This is a genomic window from Isoptericola maris, assembly GCF_048065335.1.
Taxonomy (GTDB): Bacteria; Actinomycetota; Actinomycetes; order Actinomycetales; family Cellulomonadaceae; genus Isoptericola; species Isoptericola rhizosphaerae.
In genome coordinates, this window is sequence record NZ_JBLUNY010000005.1 from 157,198 (window position 1) to 173,307 (window position 16,110).

Here is a 16,110-nt window from a genome sequence, read left to right on the forward strand (position 1 = left end):
GACTCAGCGGGTCGTGACCGAGGTCCCGATCTGGTCGCCGAGCAGTGCACGGGTCACGTTACCGCTCTCCTCCAGGCCGAAGACGCGCATGTGCACGTCGTTGTCGCGGCACAGGGACAGCGCGGTGGCGTCCATGACGTTCAGGCCACGGACCAGGGCGTCGGTGTACGTGAGGTGGTCGAGCTTCTTCGCGGCGGGGTCGGTCCGGGGGTCGGCGGTGTACACGCCGTCGACACCGTTCTTGCCCATCAGCACCTCGTCGCAGTGCGTCTCGAGGGCGCGCTGCACGGAGACCGTGTCCGTCGAGAAGTACGGCATGCCCGCGCCGGCGCCGAAGATGACCACGCGGCCCTTCTCCAGGTGCCGGATGGCGCGCAGCGGGATGTACGGCTCGGCCACCTGCCCCATGGTGATGGCCGTCTGCACGCGCGTCTTGACGCCGTCCTGCTCGAGGAAGTCCTGCAGCGCCAGGCAGTTCATGACCGTGCCGAGCATGCCCATGTAGTCCGCGCGGGCACGGTCCAGGCCGGCGCGGGAGAGCTCGGCACCGCGGAAGAAGTTCCCCCCGCCGACGACGATCGCGACCTGCACGCCCTGGCGGACGGCGTCACCGATCTCCTGGGCGACGCGGCGTACCACGCCCGTCTCCAGCCCGACGTTACCCCCGCCGAACGTCTCGCCGGAAAGCTTGAGCAGCACTCGCCGCGCGCCGGATTCCTGGTGCGGGGCCGCTGTGGCGACGAGCTGGTCCTGGTCGATCTGGGTCATGCCACCGTCCGTCTCTGTGCACGCCCGGGTGATCTGCCCGGGTCGGTCTCCTCGCGCATCCTGGCACCGGATGCGCGCACCCGCTCTCCGGCGCTCCGTGGCGGATGCGAGCGAGCATGCGACGGCCCGGCCGCGCCGTCGGGCACGACCGGGCCGAGAGTGCGTCAGTTGCCGACGCGGAAGCGGACGAAGCCCTGCAGCTCGCCACCGGTAGCGGCGACGTGCTTGGCGACCGTCGTCTTCGGGTCCTTCGCGAGAGGCTGGTCCAGCAGGACGACCTCCTTGAAGAAGCCGTTCAGCCGGCCCTCGACGATCTTGGGCAGAGCCGCCTCGGGCTTGCCCTCGTTCTTCGAGGTCTCGAGCGCGATCTCGCGCTCCTTGGCGACCGTGTCGGCCGGGACGTCGTCGCGCGTCAGGTACGTCGGCGCGATCGCGGCGACGTGCTGGGCGACGTCCTTCGCCACCGCCTCGGCGGCGGCGTCGGTGACGACCAGGACGCCGATCGACGGCGGCAGGTCCTTCGCGGTCTTGTGCAGGTACGCCGTGACCTTCGGGCCCTCGACGCGTGCGACGCGGCGCAGCACGATCTTCTCGCCCAGCGTCGCGGCCTGGCCGTCGATGAGCTCGGTGACGGTACCGTCACCGGCCGGCGCGGCCAGGGCGGCGTCGAGGTCGGCGGCACCGGACGCGGCGACGGCCTCGAGCACCGACTCGGCGAGCGAGACGAAGATCTCGTTCTTCGCCACGAAGTCGGTCTCCGAGTTGAGCTCGATCATGGTCGCGGCCTGGCCGCCGTCGGCGTCGACGATCTTGACGGCGACGAGACCCTCGGACGTCGTGCGGTCTTCGCGCTTCGCCACGCCCTTCAGGCCCTTGACGCGGATGATCTCCAGCGCCTTCTCGGCGTTGCCGTCGGCCTCGTCGAGGGCCTTCTTGACGTCGAGCATGCCCGCGCCGGTGCGCTCGCGCAGGGCCTTGATGTCAGCGGCGGTGTAGTTCGCCATGGGGGGGTGTCCTCCGTGCAGGTCGGTCGGTGTGCGGTGAGGCGGGGGGGGGGGGGGGGGGGGGGCCCCCCCCCCCCCCCCCCCCCCCCCCCCCGCCGCGGGGCGCCCCGGGGGGGGGGGGGGGGGGGGGTGGGGGGGGGGGGGGGGGGGGGCCCCCCCCCCCCCCCCCGCCGCAGATCACTCGGACTTCTCGGTCTCGGCCTCCGCCGCGGCCTCGACGGCCGGAGCGGCGTCGGCGCCGGGGGCCACGGCCTCGCCGTCGCCCGGCACAGCCTCCGAGGCGGCGACGGCCGGAGCGGCCTCCGCAGCCTCGACGGCCTCGGCGGCCTCCGTGCTCTCGGCCGGCACGGTGCCCTCGGCGGCCACGGTGTCCGCGGCGCCCTCGGACTTCTCCGCCTCGGCACCGGCGAGAAGCTCGCGCTCCCACTCGGCCAGCGGCTCGGCCTCGGTCTCGGCGGCCGTGCCCTTCTTGCCGGAGGCGCGCTGCATCAGGCCCTCGGCGGCCGCGTCGGCGACGACGCGGGTGAGCAGCGTGACGGAGCGGATCGCGTCGTCGTTGCCCGGGATCGCGTAGTCGACCATGTCGGGGTCGCAGTTCGTGTCGAGGATCGCGACGACCGGGATGCCCAGCTTGCGCGCCTCGTCGACGGCGAGGTGCTCCTTGTTGGTGTCCACGATCCACACGGCGGACGGTGTCTTGGCCATGTCCCGGATGCCACCGAGCGTGCGCGCGAGCTTGTCCTTCTCGCGGCGCAGGACCAGCAGCTCCTTCTTCGTCAGGGACGAGGAGGCGACGTCGTCGAAGTCGATCTCCTCGAGCTCCTTGAGGCGCTGGAGACGCTTGTGCACGGTGGTGAAGTTGGTGAGCATGCCACCGAGCCAGCGGTGGTTGACGTACGGCATGCCGACGCGGGCGGCCTGCTCGGCGACGGGCTCCTGCGCCTGCTTCTTCGTGCCGACGAACAGGATGGTGCCGCCGTGGGCGACGGTCTCCTTGACGAACTCGTAGGCGCGGTCGATGTACGACAGCGACTGCTGGAGGTCGACGATGTAGATGCCGTTGCGCTCGGTGAAGATGAACCGCTTCATCTTCGGGTTCCAACGGCGGGTCTGGTGCCCGAAGTGGACACCGCTCTCGAGGAGCTGGCGCATGGTCACGACGGCCATGACTGGTCCTTTCGCCGCGCGGACCCGGGATCCTCCCGGTGACCGCGCGCATCAGGTGACCGCCGCGCGGGGCGGTCACGGTGCTTCGGTTGTCGGCGGCGGGCATCCGGCCCGGCACCCCTGGCATCACGCCGCGTCTGCGCCGCCGGCCCCGGAGGGACGGACGGACCGCTGCAGGCTCGGCCGCGCTCGCTCCGACCACGAGAGGACGGACGAGCACGTACGTGATGCGCGATGTCGACCGCTGCCTGCCCCGTCCGGGCCCCCGACGAGGATGTCGAGGGCAGGACGACGCGTGGGCAGCACTGGTCGCAGCAGGAAGTCTACCCGACGGGGTTCTCCGGCCGGACCGGTCACGGGCGTGGCACGGCTCACCCGGGCGGTACCCACGACCCGGCGGTGTCCACAGGCTCCCCGCCGGGCCGCACCGCGGCGGCGCCGGTCGGTGAGCCTGGGATCATGCCGTACACCGCACGGACCCCGCGCCTCGCCGTCCGCACCCTCCTGTCCGTCGTCGTCCTGACCGCGACCCTGCTCGCGAGCACCTGGGGCACGGCGACGGTGCAGGCCGCCCCGAGCGGCCTGCCCGGGCCGTGGCAGCCGCCTGCGGAGGGCAGCGTGCTGGAGCGGTTCGACCCTCCTGCCAGCCCTTGGTCCGCGGGGCACCGGGGGATCGACCTCGCGGCACCCCCGGGGACCACCGTCGTCGCGCCCACCGCGGGCGTCGTCACGTTCGCTGGCCAGGTCGGCGGGAAACCGGTCCTGGTCGTCTCGCACGGCGACCTGCGATCGACGTTCGAACCGGTGGAGGCCACGGCCGCGGTGGGCGCTCGCGTCTCGGCGGGCCAGCTCGTGGGCCAGGTGGCGGCGGACGCGGGCTCGTCGCACTGCGCACCGACCGGATGCCTGCACTGGGGCGTGCGCCGCGGCGCGGCGTACCTCGACCCGCTCGCACTGCTCGGCCAGGCGTCACCGATCGTGCTGCTGCCCCTGCCCGCCGCGTGACGGGCGCCCCCTCGGACCGGGCCGTTCCAGGCCTACCTCGAACGGGAACGGCGGGACGCCGGCCGTTCAGGCCCGGGGGAATGCCTGGCGGAAGACCTGCTGGAGCCGTTCGGCGTCGACGTGCGTGTACCGCTGGGTGGTCCCGAGGTCCGCATGGCCCAGCACCTCCTGCACCGACCGCAGGTCCGAGCCGCCAGCCAGCAGGTGCGTCGCCGCGGAGTGGCGCAGGTCGTGCGGAGCGATGTCGTCGACCCCGGCGACGGCGGCGAGCCGGTGCACCTGCTCGCGTGCCTGGCGCTGCCCCCACCGACCGCCACGGTCGCCCAGGAACAACGCCGGTGGCGAGTCTGCCCGGTCCAGCTCCGGCCGCCCTCGGCCCAGCCACGCGGTCACCGCCCGAGCAGCGGGGACACCGAACGGCACCACCCGCTCCTTGCCGCCCTTGCCGAGCACCCGCACGAGCCGTTCGTCGAGGTTCACGTCGCGGACGTCGCACGCGACGAGCTCGCCGATGCGCACTCCCGAGCCGTAGAGGAGCTCGGCCGCCGCCCAGACGCGCAGCGCCGTCGGCCGCTGCCCGACTTCTGCCTCGTCGGCGTGCTGACGCGCCGTGTCGAGCAGCAGAGCCGCGGCCTCGGGCGAGAGCACGGTCGGCAGCGTCCGGGAGATCCGGGGGTTCGCGAGGCGCACCGACGGGTCGGAGGTGATCAGTCCTTCGCGGAGTGCCCAACGCAGGAAGGCCCGAGCCGCAGCACTGCGCCGGGCGAGCGTCGCCCGCGACAGGCCTCGGTCGGCCTGGGTGCCGAGCCAGCCGCGCAGGGCACCCAGATCGATCCCGTCCAGTCCCGACGCCCCGTGCCGCACGGCGTACCGCAGCAGACCCGTGACGTCAGCCCGGTAGGCGCGTCGGGTGTGCGCCGAGTGGCCTCGTTGGGCCGCCAGGTACCGCGTGAACCTGTCCACCGCGTCGGCGAGAGCGGCGGGCAGCGGCGGGACGTCCGGGCTGGTCATCAGCGCCAGTGTGCCGGGTCCAGGGGTGGCAACTGCGCAGGTGGCGCGGCGTTTCGCCGCTCTCGCTCAGCGCCGCGCCCCTCCGGCTCAGCGTCCCGCTCCCGCCCCGCGCCACCGGGCTCCGTCGCGCCGTGCGAGGCCGCGACGGTCCAGCCCACCCAGCACCGTCACGACCCGGCGCGGCGGCAGGCCGGCGGTCCGCGCCAGCGCGTCGACCGTCGCGGCGGCACGCGCCGGCAGCGCGTCCAGGACGAGCAGCTCGTCCGGCCCCAGTCCCGCCCGCGGGTCCTGCTGTGGTCCGTCGCCGGCGCCGGCCGGGACGGCGTCCGTCCCGAGTGCTCCCGCGAGCTCCGCCGCCTCGCTCGCGTCCGTGACGCAGACCGCCGCGCCGTCCCGCAGGAGGCCGTGACACCCGGCCGAGGCCATCGACGTGACCGGTCCGGGCACCGCTCCGACCGGACGGTGGAGCTCGGCGGCACGTCGCGCCGTCGACAGCGCACCCGACCGACGCGCCGCCTCGACCACCACCGTGGCGCCCGTGACGGCCGCGATGATGCGGTTGCGGGACAGGAACCGCTGGCGGAACGGCGCGGACCCCGGTGGCACCTCGCTGACGACGGCGCCGCCGGAGTCGACCACCCGGCGCAGCAGGGAGTCGTTCCCCTGCGGGTAGAAGCGGTCCACGCCGCCGGCGAGCACCGCGCACGTGGCACCCCCGCCCGCGACCGCGCCTCGGTGCGCCGCGGCATCGATGCCGTAGGCGCCACCGGACACGACGGTGAACCCTCGGTCGACGAGCGCTGCCGAGAGGTCCTCCGCGACCCGTTCGCCGTACGACGTGGCCGCGCGAGCACCGACGACGGCCACGGAACGGGACGACCAGGTGGCCAGGTCCGCGGCGCCCCGCACCCAGAGCGCGAAGGGTCCGGCGATGCCCAGGTCGGCGAGCGACGTCGGCCAACGGGGATCAGCAGGAGTCAGGAGCGCACCGTCGTACTGGTGCAGCACGCGCAGCTCGCGCCGCGGGTCGAGGCTCGCCAGACGCTGCGACCAGCGCCCGACTGCGTCGGTGAGCCGCCGCAGGGTGCCCTCCTGCACCGCCGCCGCCAGCCGGCTCAGCTCCTCCCCTCGCAGCACCCGGGCCGGATCCGTCGCCGCGTCGAGCAGCCAGCCGAGCGCACCGACAGCCCCGAGGTGGGCGACAAGGGCGCCGGCGACGACGTCTCCCGGCTCGGCCAGCCGGCTCCAGGCGGCGGCCGCCAGCAGCGGGTCGTCGATGTCGAAGCGGACCCGGACGCCCGGACGCGGTGGCTCCAGGTCGAACAACGGCTCACCCACGGCGCTCACCGGTCCGGAACATCATGGCGGCGTCCACGTCGGCCGTCGTCGGGACCTCGCGACCGTCCAGGTCCGCGACGGTCCAGGCGACCCGCAGCAGCCGGTCCGCCCCGCGCATCGAGAGGTCACCGGCGTCGATCTGCTTCTCCACCTGGGCGAGGACACCGGGCTGCCCGCGGAGCCGGCCGCGCAGCCACGGTCCGGGAAGCTCCACGTTGGTGCTCCAGCCCGTGCCGGACCAGCGCGCGCGAGCCACGGCACGGGCCTGGCCCACCCGCGCGGCGACGACGGCGGATGCCTCGCCGCGCCCACCCAGCACGCGTTCCGCCCGGGTGAGCCCCGCGAGGTGCACCTGGAGGTCGACGCGGTCGAGCAGCGGACCCGACAGCCGGCCCACGTAGCGACGCCTCGCCGTCGGCGTGCACGTGCACTCGAGCCCGGCGTTGGTGCTCGCCATCCCGCACGGGCAGGGGTTGGCCGCGAGCACGAGCTGGAAACGGGCCGGGTAGCGGGTCGCGCCACCACTACGGTGCAGGACGAGCTCTCCCGCCTCGAGCGGCTGTCGCAAGGTCTGCAGCACGCGGGGCGCGAACTCGGGCGCCTCGTCGAGGAAGAGCACGCCGCGATGCGCCCGGGACACGGCACCGGGCCGTGCCAGTCCGGTGCCGCCTCCGACGATCGAGCTGGGCGTGGCGGTGTGGTGCGGGTCCTCGAAGGGCGGACGTTGCAGGAGCCCGCCACCAGGGTCGAAGGTGCCCGCGACCGAGTGCACGCCGGTCACCTCCACGGCCTCGGCCTCCGTCAGGTCCGGGAGGATCCCGGGCAGCCGCGCGGCCAGCATCGTCTTGCCCGCCCCGGGCGGCCCGATCATGAGCAGATGGTGCCCGCCCGCGGCCGCCACCTCGAGGGCCATGCGGGCCTCGCTCTGACCCACCACGTCCCGCAGGTCGCCCTCGGGCCGGCGCACCACCGCCGGCCCCACCCGCGGGACCGCGACGACGCCATGGCCGCGGTCCAGCGTGCCGCCGTGCAGCCGGACGACGTCTGCCAGATGGGCGGCCTCGTGGACCGTCGCACCGGGGACCAGACGCGCCTCGGGCGCGTCGGCGGACGAGACCACCACGTCCCCGCAGCCCGCCGCGACGGACGCCGCCACGGCGGGCAGGACCCCACGGACCGGTTGCAGGCGCCCGTCCAGGCCCAGCTCAGCGAGATGCACGACCCGCTCGAGACCGTGGTGCGGCACCACGCCGGCGCCGGCCAGCACGGCCACGGCGACGGCGAGGTCGAACCCCGTGCCGGACTTGCGCAACGAGGCCGGCGACAGGTTCACCGTGATCTTGCGCTGCGGCCACGTGATCCCGCTGGAGAGCACCGCGGCGCGGACCCGGTCCCGGGACTCGGCGAGCGCAGCGTCCGGCAGACCCACCAGCGTGAACCCCGGCACGGAGGCCGCAAGCTGCGCCTGCACCTCGACGACGTGGCCCTCCATGCCGCTCAGGGCGACCGACGCCGTGGTGCCCAGCCCGCTCACAGGACCCCCTGCAGGTGCTCGACCTGTGCCGCACCGGAGCGCGGCAGCACGACGGCCACCACATCGATGCGGACCTCGCACCGCGGGGCCGAGCGGCTGTGCAGCCACTCCCCCGTCAGGCGCCTGATCCGGTCGAGCTTCGCCTGCGTGACCGCCTCGGCCGGGTGCCCGAACGCCGTCCCGCGACGCGTCTTGACCTCGACGACCACGATCGTGGCGTCTCGGCGCGTCACCAGGTCCAGCTCACCGCGGGTACCGCGCCAGTTGCGCTCGATCACCTCGTACCCGCGCTCTGTCAGGTAGCGCGCAGCCACCTGCTCTCCGTATCGCCCCACGGCGTCCTTGGCCAGCACGGAACCACCTCCGCGCACCACGATGCGGTGGCTCCGGGCCCGCTGCGGGCGTCTCGAGACGGTTCGTGGACCGCCGGACCCTGTGGGTGGCCTCGCCGCCGCGCGATCCCGCGGGCACGACCGAACCCGCGCTACAGGGCGATGTCCGCCTTCGCGAGCTCCTCGACGTTGACGTCCTTGAACGTCACGACCCGCACCGACTTCACGAAGCGCGCGGAGCGGTAGACGTCCCAGACCCACGCGTCGGCGAGCCGGAGCTCGAAGTACACCTCGCCGGCCGCCGAGCGCACCTGCAGGTCGACCTGGTTCGCCAGGTAGAAGCGGCGTTCGGTCTCCACCACGTAGGAGAACAGCCCGACGACGTCGCGGTACTCGCGGTAGAGCGCGAGCTCCATGTCGTTCTCGTAGTTCTCGAGGTCCTCGGCACTCACGCGGTCATCATCCCACCCGGGAGCGCAGGGGCACGCCCGACCCGACGCTCACCTCGTCCAGCGTGACCACCGCCGGCTCCGCCACGGCGGCCGCGGGCGGAGCGTCGGCCGTCGGCGCTGGTGCTGCCACGGTCGTGTCGTCCAGGACCCGCAGGTTCCAGGACCGCCGGTGCTGCGGCGTCGCCCCGTGCCGACGGAGCGCCTCCAGGTGCGCCGGAGCGGAGTAGCCCTTGTTCTGCTCCCAGGCGAACGCGGGGTACTGCGCTGCGAGCCTGCGCAGCAGCCCGTCGCGCTCGACCTTGGCGAGCACGCTGGCCGCGGCGACCGAGGAGCACTGCAGATCGGCCTTGACGAGGGTCCGCACCCCCGGTTCCGGGGCGTCGAGCGTGCGGCTCGGGTCCATCTCCGCCGCCTCGAACAGGTCGGCGTGCGGCCGGCTGAGCCAGTCGTGCGAACCGTCGAGCAGCACGACGTCGACGTCACCCGCCGTCCGGCGCACCTGCGCGAGCGCGCGCCGCCCGGCCAGCCGCAACGCGGCGACGATGCCGTGCGCGTCGATCTCCGCCGGTCCGGCGTGCCCGACGGCCCAGGCCACGGCCCACCGACGCAGCGGGTCCACCATGTCCTCGCGTGCCGAGGGCGAGAGCAGCTTGGAGTCGGTCAGTCCTCGCGGTGCCGTCCTCGTACCGGCGTCGACGACCACCAGGCCGACGCTGACCGGGCCCGCCAGGGCACCGCGGCCGACCTCGTCCATGCCGCCCACCAGCAGCGCACCCTCGCCGATCAGCGCCCGCTCGGACCGCAGGGTGGGACTACGACGGGTGCTGCGTACGCTCACGGCTCTGGCACCTCGGAGAAGACGTCGCCGGGGTTGCGCAGCATGCGGGCGTCGTTGAACGGCCAGACGACCACGAACGCGGAACCCACCACGTTGTCCATCGGCACGAACCCGCCACCGGGCTTGCCGGTGTTGAACCGCGAGTCCTGCGAGTTCGGCCGGTTGTCGCCCATGACGAAGACCATGTCGTCCGGGACCACCGTCTCGAACTCGGTGCTGCTCGGTTCCACCCCGGGGGCGATGTACTCGGTCTCGTCGATCGCCACCCCGTTGACGCTGACGCGACCCTCCGCGTCGCAGCACACCACCGTGTCGCCGGGCGTGCCGACGACCCGCTTGATGAGGTGCTCACCCGTGTCCTGCGGCAGCAGCCCGACGAACGTCGCCGCGTCCCGCACCGCGTTGCCCACCGGGCCGCGGTCCGGTGCCTCGTACGGCGGGAGCCAGCCGCCCGGGTCCTTGAAGACCACGATGTCTCCACGGTTGACGTCCAGGGCGTCGGGCACGAGCCGGGAGACCATCACGCGGTCGCCGACCTGCAGGGTCTCCTCCATCGAGGAGCTCGGGATGTAGAAGGCCTGGACCAGGAACGTCTTGATCAACCAGGACAGGACCAGGGCGCTGACGATGATGATCGCCGTCTCGCGCAGCAGGCTCATCCCTCCGCCCGACCGGGCCGGGCGGGCGGCCGCGTGGGCGGGAACCGTCCCGTATCGCGTGGCGTCGTTCCCGTCGACGGCATCGGGGTCCGGCATGCCTTCGGGCTCGGGTCGGCGCTCTGCGGAGGTCACAGGGTCGGAGTCTGCCACGTCCACACCTTGCCAGAAGCAACATCGCAGCGCGAAACGCCGACGGGCGGCCCCTCCGCTGGAGGGACCGCCCGTCGGGACGCTCGGCGGGAGACCTCCCGCCACGGCTCACTTGGCCGGGGTAGCGCGCTTCTCGCGGATCTTGGCCTTCTTGCCGCGCAGCGAGCGCAGGTAGTAGAGCTTCGCGCGGCGGACGTCACCGCGGGTGACGACCTCGACCGAGTCGACGGTCGGGGCGTGCACCGGGAAGGTGCGCTCCACACCGACGCCGAAGCTGATCTTGCGGACGGTGAAGGTCGAGCCCACGCCGCTGTTGCGGCGGGCGATGACCACGCCCTGGAAGGCCTGGACACGAGAGCGGCTGCCCTCGACGACCTTCACGTTGACCTTGACGGTGTCTCCGGCACGGAAGTCCGGGATGTCGTCGCGCATCGCTGCCGCGTCGACGTTGTCGAGCGTCTTCATGGTTGTCTCCCCACCCTGCCACAGGTCAGAGCAAGCTCTGGGCCCGCACACGGCGGGCCGAAGTCTTGTCCGAGGTGGTGCACCGTCCTCGGCCCGATGGTCTCCCCTGTGGCAGAGTTCGGGCTGCGGCACACCAGCGACCTATTCTGCCACACGCTCCAGCCGTGGACCCGGTCGAGGAGCGTCCGGAGTCTCGTGAGACGCGCCACATGGTTCCCCGGCCGGCACGACACGCCACCCGAGACCGGCGAGGACCGTGCGGTCGTGCGCGTCGAGCAGGGCGGGGTCGAGCGCGGCCACCATGTCCGGTCGACGCGCGGCGGTCCGCTCGAGGGCTCGGTCACGGCGCCACCGGTCGATGCGGGCGTGGTGGCCGGAGAGCAGCACCTCCGGCACCTCGCGACCGTCCCACGTCGGCGGCTTCGTGTAGACGGGGTACTCCAGGAGGCCTGCCGCGCCGTGGGACTCCTCGACCAGCGAGTGCGGGTTCCCGACGACACCGGGCAGCAGCCTGCCCACTGCCTCGACCATGACGAGGGCCGCGACCTCTCCCCCGTTGAGCACGTAGTCGCCGATCGACAGCTCGCTGACCCGGTGCCCAGCGGCCCGGTAGCGCTCCGCCACCCGGGCGTCGATGCCCTCGTAGCGCCCGCACGCCACCACCAGCTGGTCCTCCGTCGCCAGCTCCTCGGCGCGCCGCTGCGTGAACACGTCCCCCGACGGCGTCGGCACGACCAGGTGCGCGCCGCGCGCCGCGGCGTCGGCGCCGGTGTCCGTCCTGGCGCCCGCGGACGGGTCGGGCAGGAGGTCGTCCAGCGCACGACCCCACACGTCAGGCCGCATGACCATCCCCGCTCCCCCACCGAAGGGCGTGTCGTCCACGGTGCGGTGTCGGTCGGTGGTCCAGTCCCGCAGGTCGTGGACACGCAGGTCGAGCAGTCCCGCCCGGCGGGCCTTGCCGACGAGCGACAGGTCGAGCGCGGCGAGGTAGTCGGGGAAGATCGTGACGACGTCGATCCGCACGTCAGGCCTCGTCCTCGTCGGGCGCCTCGGCCGCGTCCGCACGGTCGACGACGACGGCGCCCGCGTCGCGGGCCAGCAGCCCGCCCGGAGGGGTCAGCCCGACACGGCCACCGGGCACGTCGACCACCGGCACGATCGCGTGCACGAACGGCACGAGGGTGCGCTCGCCGCCGGTCTCACGCAGCACCAGGGCGTCGTGCGCGGGCAGATGCTCGAGACCGACGACCTCGCCCACGACGGTGCCGTCGGCCAGCTCGGCCCGCAGACCGGTCAGCTCGTGCGGGTACCAGGCGTCCTCCTCGTCCGACTCCGCGGACTCGACCACGAGCTCGACGCCGCGCAGGCCCTCCGCCGTGCTGCGGTCGGACGACTCGGCGAACTGGACGAGCCAGCGGCCCTGGTGCACGCGCGTCGCGGCGATCGTGAGCGGTCCGGCCTCGGGCGGGACCGTCTGGAGCACCGCACCCGTCGCGAACCGCTCCTCCGGGACGTCGGTCCGGACGTCGAGCGCCACCTCGCCCCGCAGGCCGTGCGCCTTGCCGATGCGAGCCACCACCAGCTCCATGTCTACTCCTCGTGGTCGGTCGGGCCTCAGGGCCCAGTGAACACGACGAGGCCCGGTCCCGTGGCGGGACCGGGCCTCGTCGGTGCTGCTCGTCGCTCTCGGCGCTCAGCGGCGGTCGACGTCCACGACGTCGACGCGCACCGCGCCGTCGGTCGCCAGCGCGCCGACGACGGTGCGGAGCGCCTTCGCCGTGCGGCCACCGCGGCCGATCACCCGGCCGAGGTCGTCGGGGTGGACCCGGACCTCGAGCAGGTCACCGCGGCGCTGCGTGCGTGCCGTCACCTGGACGTCGTCCGGGTTGTCGACGATGCCGCGCACCAGGTGCTCGAGAGCGTCCGCGAGCATCAGGCCTCGGCCTCAGCCTCGTCGGACTCCTCGGCCTTGGTGGCGGACTTCTTCTCGGCAGCCTTCGCCTTGGCCTTCTCGGCCTCGGCGTGGACGGCCTCGACGGCGGCGGAGCTGTCGCCCGCGGCCTGCTTGGTCCGCAGGGTGCCCTCGGCACCCGGCAGGCCCTTGAACTTCTGCCAGTCGCCCGTGACGCGCAGCAGGGCGGCGACCTGCTCGGTCGGCTGTGCGCCGACTCCGAGCCAGTACTGGGCGCGCTCCGAGCTGATGTCGATGAGCGACGGCTCCTCGGTCGGGTGGTACTTGCCGATCTCCTCGATCACCCGGCCATCACGCTTGGTGCGCGAGTCGGCGACGACGACGCGGTAGTACGGTGCCCGGATCTTGCCGAGGCGCTTCAGACGAATCTTGACGGCCACTGGTGTGGACTCTCCTGGTTCTGTGGGTGCGACCCGGACACCGCGCGGGTGGGGTCCTGCGGGTGGGTGGGTCAGGACTAGGCCTGCGCAGGTGAGAGGGGCCTGGGCACGCCGAGTACCCCGCTATTGTGCCAGACGCCGGCGACCTCCCCAACCTCGGCTCGGTCACACCCGTGCCGAGCGCGCCGGGGGGCACCCTCCCCCGCGACCACGGCACCGCCACGGGGACGACCAAGGCACGCCGGTCAGGGTGCGACGACCCGTCCGCGCAGGACGACGGCTGTGGGGTGGCGCAGGACCTCGACGTCCTCGCGCGGGTCCGCAGGGTAGACGACGAAGTCCGCGCTGGAGCCCTCCACCATCGCCCCGTGGCCGAGGTAGGCGCGGGCCCGCCAGGTCGCCATCGCGACGACCTCGGCGGCCGGGATCCCGGCGGCGACCAGCTCGGAGCACTCGTCCGCGATCCGCCCGTGGTCGATGGTGCCGCCCGCGTCGGTCCCGACGAGGAGCGGGATCCCGGCGTCGTACATCGCCCGGACCTGATCGTACCGGCGTTGGTGCATGTGCCGCATGCGGGCGGCGTAGACCGGGTACTTGCCGGCGGCCTGCTGGGCGATCGCGTCGAACTGCGCCACCTGGAGCAGCGTCGGCGTGACGTGGATGCCTCGTTGGGCGATCTCGGGCATCACGTCGGGCGTGATGCCCGTGCCGTGCTCGATGCCGTCGACGCCCGCCGCGAGCAGATCCTCGATCACCTCGGTGGAGAAGGCGTGCACCGTGACCCGCGCGGCCTCGGCGTGCGCGGCGGCCACCGCCTCGGTGAGCACGTCGACCGGCCACAGCGGGCGCAGGTCGCCCTCCGCCCCCAGGTCACGGTCGATCCAGTCACCGACGAGCTTGACCCAGCCGTCCCCGGCACGGGCCTGCTCACGCACGACGCGCGGGAGGTCGGCGACGTCGTCGAGCTCCAGGCCGTAGTGGCGGAGGTAGCGCTTGGGACGGGCCAGGTGCGAGCCGGCCCGCACGAGCCTCGGCAGGTCCGCCCGCTGCGCCACCCAGGAGGTGTCGAGCGGAGAACCGGCGTCACGGGCCAGGAGCACCCCGGAGTCACGGTCGGCCAGGGCCTGCTTGACGGCGGCGTCCTCGTCGACGGCCCCGCCGGCGTCGAGCCCCACGTGGCAGTGCACGTCGACCAGGCCCGGGAGCACCCAGCCCTCGATCTGCGTGGCAGGGCTGCCCTGCGGCGTGGGCCGCAGCAGGCTGAGCCGGCCCTCGCGGACCCACATCTCGCCGACCTCGCGGTTGCCGTCGAGCAGGATGCGACCCGTGACGTGCAGGGGAACGTGCGGCACCGACATGACGGCAGCCTACCGGGGCGTCAGCGCCCGCCGCCGAGCAGCTTGCCGAGGTCGCCCGGCAGCTCCAGGTTCTCGAGGTCCTTGCCGGACTGCTGGTCGTCCCCGCCCGACACGCCGAAGGCGGAGCCGGCCGGTGCGGACTTCTTCGCACCGCCACCCAGCGCACGCTGCATGGCCTCACGCTCCTGCTGCGCCCGCTTGGCGGGGTTGCCCGACTTGCCCTTGACCTTCTTCTTGGGCTGCTGCTTGCCGCGCGACTTCTTGCCACCGCCCGGCATCCCGGGCATCCCCGGCACGCCGCCCGGCATCCCCGGCATCCCGCCGCCCTGGGACATCTGGCGCATCATCTTCTGCGCCTGCGTGAACCGGTCGAGGAGCCCGTTGACCGCCGCGGTGGTCTGGCCGGCGCCGCGCGCGATCCGTGCGCGCCGCGAGCCGTTGATGATCTTGGGGTTCTCCCGCTCGGCCGGCGTCATCGACTGGATGAGCGCCTGGACCCGGTCGACCTCCCGCTCGTCGAAGTTCTCGATCTGGTCGCGCATCTGGGCCATGCCCGGCATCATCCCGAGCATCTTCTTCATCGAGCCGAGCTTCTTCATCTGCTGCATCTGCGACAGGAAGTCGCTCAGCGTGAAGTCCTCGCCCTGGGCGACCTTCGCCGCCATCTTCTCGGCCTCGTCGGCGTCGAACGCCTTCTCGGCCTGCTCGATGAGCGTCAGCACGTCGCCCATGTCGAGGATGCGGGACGCCATGCGGTCCGGGTGGAAGACCTCGAAGTCCGTGAGCTTCTCACCGGTCGAGGCGAACATGATCGGCCGGCCGGTGACCTGGGCGACCGACAGCGCCGCACCACCGCGGGCGTCACCGTCGAGCTTGGACAGCACCACACCCGTGAAGTCGACGCCCTCGGCGAAGGACCGGGCGGTCGTCACCGCGTCCTGACCGATCATCGCGTCGATCACGAACAGGACCTCGTCCGGCGTGATCGCCGACCGGATGTCGGCAGCCTGCTGCATGAGGACCTGGTCCACACCCAGCCGGCCCGCCGTGTCGACGATCACGACGTCGTGCTGCTTCGACCGCGCCTCGGCGACGCCGTCGCGCGCCACGCCCACGGGGTCTCCCACGAGAGCGGCGTCGGCCACGTCGTGGTCCGAGGTGTTGCCCGGGTGCGGCGCGAAGACGGGGACACCCGCGCGGTCGGCCACCACGGAGAGCTGGGTCACGGCGTTCGGACGCTGCAGGTCGGCCGCGACGAGGATCGGTGTGTGCCCCTGCTCCTTCAGGGCGAGGGCAAGCTTGCCCGCCAGGGTGGTCTTGCCGGCACCCTGCAGACCCGCGAGCATGATGACCGTCGGCGGGTTCTTCGCGAGCTGCAGCGGCCGGGTGCTGCCACCGAGGATCGTCACGAGCTCGTCGTTGACGATCTTGACGACCTGCTGCGCCGGGTTCAGCGCGCCCGAGACCTCCGCGCCGAGCGCACGCTCGCGCACGGCCGCCGTGAAGTGCCGCACGACGGGCACGGCGACGTCCGCGTCGAGCAGCGCGCGGCGGATCTCTCGCACGGTCGCGTCGATGTCGGCCTCGGAGAGCCGTCCCCGACCGCGCAGGTTCTTGAAGGTCGCGGTGAGCCGGTCCGACAGGGAGTTGAACACCAGGTGGTCCTCTTCGCGGGGT

At 73.3% G+C, this 16,110-nt stretch carries 18 protein-coding genes; 1 reads left to right on the forward strand and 17 read right to left on the reverse strand.

The genetic code is table 11. The features are described 5' to 3' along the window. Window positions 1-3: 3 nt before the first annotated feature. The 3 genes from pyrH to rpsB all read right to left on the reverse strand — a co-directional run bounded on the left by pyrH (window position 4) and on the right by rpsB (window position 2,939). Window positions 4-768 (reverse strand): UMP kinase, encoded by a 765-nt coding sequence (gene pyrH, locus ACH5HR_RS09855; RefSeq protein WP_402375389.1) that lies wholly within the window; start codon window positions 766-768, stop codon window positions 4-6. A 164-nt stretch (window positions 769-932) separates the two neighbouring features. Next, window positions 933-1,772, reverse strand: coding sequence for a translation elongation factor Ts (tsf, locus tag ACH5HR_RS09860; protein ID WP_402375391.1), 840 nt, complete (start codon window positions 1,770-1,772; stop codon window positions 933-935). A gap of 177 nt (window positions 1,773-1,949) precedes the next feature. Further along, window positions 1,950-2,939, reverse strand: coding sequence for a 30S ribosomal protein S2 (gene rpsB / locus ACH5HR_RS09865; protein WP_416477631.1), 990 nt, complete (start codon window positions 2,937-2,939; stop codon window positions 1,950-1,952). A 459-nt stretch (window positions 2,940-3,398) separates the two neighbouring features. On the opposite strand from rpsB, the gene ACH5HR_RS09870 reads away from it, so the two are divergent. After that, the gene (locus tag ACH5HR_RS09870) at window positions 3,399-3,944 is read left to right on the forward strand and encodes a murein hydrolase activator EnvC family protein (RefSeq protein ID WP_402375395.1); all 546 of its coding nucleotides are present in this window, start codon (window positions 3,399-3,401) and stop codon (window positions 3,942-3,944) included. 66 nt (window positions 3,945-4,010) lie between these two features. On the opposite strand, the gene ACH5HR_RS09875 is transcribed toward ACH5HR_RS09870, so the two are convergent. From ACH5HR_RS09875 to ffh, 14 genes are all read right to left on the reverse strand, one after another. Next, a complete protein-coding gene (locus tag ACH5HR_RS09875) occupies window positions 4,011-4,955 on the reverse strand; it encodes a tyrosine recombinase XerC (RefSeq protein ID WP_416477632.1) in 945 nt (314 codons plus the stop codon). An 87-nt stretch (window positions 4,956-5,042) separates the two neighbouring features. Next, the gene (gene dprA, locus ACH5HR_RS09880; RefSeq protein WP_416477634.1) at window positions 5,043-6,302 is read right to left on the reverse strand and encodes a DNA-processing protein DprA; all 1,260 of its coding nucleotides are present in this window, start codon (window positions 6,300-6,302) and stop codon (window positions 5,043-5,045) included. Further along, on the reverse strand, window positions 6,286-7,827 hold the full coding sequence (locus ACH5HR_RS09885; RefSeq protein WP_402375400.1) for a YifB family Mg chelatase-like AAA ATPase: 1,542 nt from the start codon (window positions 7,825-7,827) through the stop codon (window positions 6,286-6,288). Before ACH5HR_RS09885 ends, dprA begins: the two co-directional genes overlap by 17 nt. Beyond that, the gene (locus tag ACH5HR_RS09890) at window positions 7,824-8,180 is read right to left on the reverse strand and encodes a YraN family protein (RefSeq protein ID WP_402375402.1); all 357 of its coding nucleotides are present in this window, start codon (window positions 8,178-8,180) and stop codon (window positions 7,824-7,826) included. The genes ACH5HR_RS09885 and ACH5HR_RS09890 overlap by 4 nt, the downstream gene beginning before the upstream one ends. A 131-nt stretch (window positions 8,181-8,311) precedes the next feature. After that, window positions 8,312-8,611: a DUF2469 domain-containing protein gene (locus ACH5HR_RS09895; protein ID WP_106268126.1), complete on the reverse strand. Its 300-nt coding sequence runs from the start codon at window positions 8,609-8,611 to the stop codon at window positions 8,312-8,314. A 7-nt stretch (window positions 8,612-8,618) separates the two neighbouring features. Continuing rightward, entirely contained in the window at window positions 8,619-9,449 is an 831-nt protein-coding gene (gene rnhB / locus ACH5HR_RS09900) for a ribonuclease HII (protein WP_416477636.1), read from the reverse strand. Further along, entirely contained in the window at window positions 9,446-10,258 is an 813-nt protein-coding gene (gene lepB, locus ACH5HR_RS09905; protein WP_402375407.1) for a signal peptidase I, read from the reverse strand. Before lepB ends, rnhB begins: the two co-directional genes overlap by 4 nt. Before the next feature lie 108 nt (window positions 10,259-10,366). Beyond that, entirely contained in the window at window positions 10,367-10,723 is a 357-nt protein-coding gene (gene rplS / locus ACH5HR_RS09910) for a 50S ribosomal protein L19 (RefSeq protein WP_402375409.1), read from the reverse strand. A 141-nt stretch (window positions 10,724-10,864) separates the two neighbouring features. Continuing rightward, on the reverse strand, window positions 10,865-11,746 hold the full coding sequence (trmD, locus tag ACH5HR_RS09915) for a tRNA (guanosine(37)-N1)-methyltransferase TrmD (RefSeq protein ID WP_416477637.1): 882 nt from the start codon (window positions 11,744-11,746) through the stop codon (window positions 10,865-10,867). Between the two features lies 1 nt (window position 11,747). After that, the gene (gene rimM, locus ACH5HR_RS09920; protein WP_402375413.1) at window positions 11,748-12,311 is read right to left on the reverse strand and encodes a ribosome maturation factor RimM; all 564 of its coding nucleotides are present in this window, start codon (window positions 12,309-12,311) and stop codon (window positions 11,748-11,750) included. Between the two features lie 105 nt (window positions 12,312-12,416). Further along, entirely contained in the window at window positions 12,417-12,656 is a 240-nt protein-coding gene (locus ACH5HR_RS09925; RefSeq protein WP_416477638.1) for an RNA-binding protein, read from the reverse strand. Continuing rightward, window positions 12,656-13,075 (reverse strand): 30S ribosomal protein S16, encoded by a 420-nt coding sequence (rpsP, locus tag ACH5HR_RS09930; protein ID WP_416477640.1) that lies wholly within the window; start codon window positions 13,073-13,075, stop codon window positions 12,656-12,658. Before rpsP ends, ACH5HR_RS09925 begins: the two co-directional genes overlap by 1 nt. A 245-nt stretch (window positions 13,076-13,320) precedes the next feature. Then, entirely contained in the window at window positions 13,321-14,433 is a 1,113-nt protein-coding gene (locus ACH5HR_RS09935; protein WP_402375418.1) for an amidohydrolase family protein, read from the reverse strand. Between the two features lie 20 nt (window positions 14,434-14,453). Further along, a complete protein-coding gene (gene ffh, locus ACH5HR_RS09940) occupies window positions 14,454-16,088 on the reverse strand; it encodes a signal recognition particle protein (RefSeq protein WP_416477642.1) in 1,635 nt (544 codons plus the stop codon). Between the last annotated feature and the right edge of the window lie 22 nt (window positions 16,089-16,110).